We start from the raw sequence: 3201 nt of genomic DNA, 5'->3' as shown, positions 1-3201 counted from the left end.
CGTTGAATTCCGCCCCGCTGATCCCACCCGCCCCCAGCCCTGAGTTGAGCCGCGAGCAATTTTGTGAGCTCTTGCGTGGCCAGCTCAGCTTGGCCCTAAGGGAAAACAACTTGGAACAAGCCAAATCTCTCCTGCTGCCCGTACAAGCGGTGGACATTGCCGAGGTAATCGGGGAGTTGCCGGAGGCGCAGCAGGCTCTGGCCTTTCGCTTGCTGCCCAAGGATCTGGCCATCCGCGTTTACGAACACCTGGACATAGATCTGCAACAGGCGCTGCTGCGCGAGTTCAGGAGCCACGAGATCCAGGACATCTTGGACAAGATGTCGCCGGACGACCGGGCCCGCCTCTTCGACGAGCTGCCGGCCAAGGTGGTTGCCGAACTGCTGCCCCAGCTCAGCCCCCAGGAACGGGAAGCCACGGCCCTGCTGCTGGGCTATGCCCCCAACACCGCGGGGCGGATCATGACCCCGGAGTACATTTCCCTGCGAGAGAACCTGACGGCAGCCGAGGCACTGGAGCGGGTGCGCCTCTTGGCCCGCGAAACCGAGACCATCTACTACCTCTACGTCACCGACCAGGAGCGACACCTGACGGGAACCCTATCCTTGCGGGAGTTGGTGATGGCCGATCCGGCCCAGCGGCTGGAGGAGGTGATGAGCCGGGAGGTGGTGTTTGTCAGCACCCACACCGACCAGGAAGAGGTGGCGCAGGTCATCCAGCGGTACGACCTGTTGGCGGTGCCGGTGGTGGATGCCGAGCGGCGACTGGTGGGGATCGTTACGGTAGATGATGTACTGGACATCGTGGAGCAAGAGGCCACCGAAGACATCTACTCCTTGGGGGGGTTGCAGTCTGGAGAAGATGACTATTTCGACCTCAGTTTTTGGCAGGCAGCCCGCAAGCGGGTGGTGTGGCTGCTGATTTTGCTGCTTACCAACACCTTTACCAGCACGATTATTGCCGGCCAGGAAGAAGTCTTAAGCCAGGTGATCGCCCTGGCGGCTTTTATCCCACTGTTGGTGGATAGCGGCGGCAACGTCGGCTCCCAGTCTTCGACGGTGGTGATTCGCGGCCTGAGCACGGCAGCGGTGCGCCTCAAGGACGGGTTGGGGGTACTGGTCCGGGAAGCAGTGGTGGGAGCCATGCTGGGGATCATGCTCAGCTTGATCACCATCGGCTGGGCCTATGCCCTGCAGCGGGATCTCCTGGTGGCGGTCATCGTTGGGCTAAGCCTATTTGGGATTTCTGTTCTCTCTTCGGTGTCAGGGGCGGGGCTGCCCTTTCTGTTTCGCTCCTTTGGTCTGGATCCGGCCTTGATGGCCGCCCCCTTCATCACCACGATTGTGGACGTGCTGGGGGTGTTGATCTACTTCTACGTTGCCCGTTTAATCCTGGGAATCTAGCCCTAGCCGCCAACCCCTCCAAGCCCTTGCCGAAATTGGGCTAGGTTGGATCTGGTCTTGTTGCGGATCCCTGCCGGTGTCTGCCCATTCTGTGGATGTCCAGGCGGCTCTGCCGGAGATCGTGGCTCGCTTGCAAGCAGCCCTGGGATCCCTGGGGCTGGGACATCTGCAGGTGCAGGCGCGTCTTTCCGGCCAACGTCTGCTGCTGCGCCTGGAGGGGGATCCCCTCCCGGATCCGGAGCGGCTGCTGCAGGGCCTCTTGCCAACCCTGGAACAACTGGCGCTGAGCTACCGGCAGCGACTGGTGGAGCTGTTCGGCTTTCCTCTGGGAGAAGGGATCCCGGAGTGGCACCGCGAGTGGCGCTACCAGCCGCCGCCCAACCCCAACAGCCCGCTGTACCGTGCCCAACGCGGGGATGGAGAAGCCATCCAGTATGTGCTCAACTACCTGCTGCGCCCGCAAGGGCTCCAGGCCCGCGTCCATCTGCACCCCAAGCTGAGCCTCTTACAGGTGAACTTGCAGGCAGCGGAAGTTCCGGATCCGGCCTGGGCCAAGGATTTTGTGCGGCGGGTCTTGACCCGTCTGGAATGGACCTTTGTGCAACGGCTGCGGCTTTCTGGGCAGAAGCTCGGCTCCTTCTTGCCGGCCTGGAGCCAAGAGTTCGATCTCAAACAGCCCGTCTTTTGGCAGGCTCCCCCGGCCAGACTTTCTCCCTTTCCTTCTCCAGCGCCTGACACTGGCGAGCCCTCCCCACCTCCCCCTAACCCTCTAGACTAAAGGGCAGGGCTCAGAGGGGTCGGTCATGCGGGTTGTTTTCTTTGGCACGCCGGAGTTTGCCCTGCCTTCCCTGCAGATCCTGTTGCAGCGGCAGTCTTCCTTTGAAGTAGTGGGCTTGGTCTGCCAGCCGGATCGGCCGCAGGGACGAGGGCAGAAGGTGCTCCCGCCGCCCACCAAGGTCCTTGCCCAAGCCCATGGGATCCCGGTGTGGCAGCCTGTCCGGCTGCGGCGGGATCCAGAGGTGCTGGCGGCGCTAGAGGCGCTGGCTGCCGATGTGTTTGTGGTGGTGGCCTATGGCCAAATCCTGCCGCCGGCGGTGCTGCAAATGCCCAGGTTGGGCTGCGTCAATGTCCACGCCTCCCTTCTGCCGGCTTACCGCGGCGCTGCCCCCATCCAGTGGGCCATTGCCAACGGCGAGACCGAGACCGGCGTCACCACCATGCTCATGGACGAGGGCCTGGATACAGGAGCCATCTTGCTGCAGGCCAAGCTGCCCATTGGGCCGGAGCAGACTGGGCTAGAACTGGCCTCCCAACTGGCCCAACTGGGGGCCGAGCTACTGGTGGAAACCCTGGTGAAACTAGAAAAAGGAGAGATCACCCCCATTCCCCAGGATGACTCGCGGGCCACCTATGCCCCCCTCCTTAAAAAGCAGGACTTCCAGCTCGATTGGCGGCGCCCAGCCCAGGCCTTGCACAACCAAATCCGCGCCTTTTCTCCCGACTGCTTTACCGGCTTGCAGGGAAAACGGATTAAGATTGTCCGCTCTGCCGCTCCCCAGTTGCATCCGCCGCCCGACCCTCTTCCCCAGGGTAGCCCCGGAGAAGTGGTGGGGTTGGCCAAAGGAGAAGGGGTGTATGTGGCTACCGGCGAGGGATCCCTTCTCATCCGGCGGGCCCAACTGCCCGGCAGAAAAGAACAGTCGGCCTGGGACTTGGTCAACGGCGGCCAGCTCAGGGTGGGCATGCGCTTTGAGGCGCTGCCGGATCCCTAGCCCCCCTCTCCCCCTGGGAGAGGGGC

3 protein-coding genes are annotated in these 3201 nt (G+C 62.9%); all 3 read left to right on the top strand.

Features of this window, described 5'->3' with window-relative positions:
* The first annotated feature begins 2 nt into the window (after nucleotides 1-2).
* The 3 genes from mgtE (at nucleotide 3) to fmt (ending at nucleotide 3175) form a co-directional block, all read left to right on the top strand.
* Complete coding sequence (gene mgtE / locus NW844_RS10700; protein WP_414335532.1) at nucleotides 3-1403, top strand: magnesium transporter; 1401 nt, start codon at nucleotides 3-5, stop codon at nucleotides 1401-1403.
* Between the two features lie 76 nt (nucleotides 1404-1479).
* Nucleotides 1480-2181 carry a hypothetical protein gene (locus tag NW844_RS10695; RefSeq protein ID WP_414335530.1) on the top strand — a complete coding sequence of 234 codons (702 nt, stop codon included), beginning with the start codon at nucleotides 1480-1482 and terminating at the stop codon, nucleotides 2179-2181.
* 25 nt (nucleotides 2182-2206) lie between these two features.
* A complete protein-coding gene (fmt, locus tag NW844_RS10690) occupies nucleotides 2207-3175 on the top strand; it encodes a methionyl-tRNA formyltransferase (protein ID WP_414335528.1) in 969 nt (322 codons plus the stop codon).
* Nucleotides 3176-3201 lie beyond the last annotated feature (26 nt).

Source organism: Synechococcus sp. H55.2 (assembly GCF_047462495.1).
Lineage (GTDB): Bacteria > Cyanobacteriota > Cyanobacteriia > Thermostichales > Thermostichaceae > Thermostichus.
This window is presented reverse-complemented; position numbering and strand designations above follow the sequence as displayed.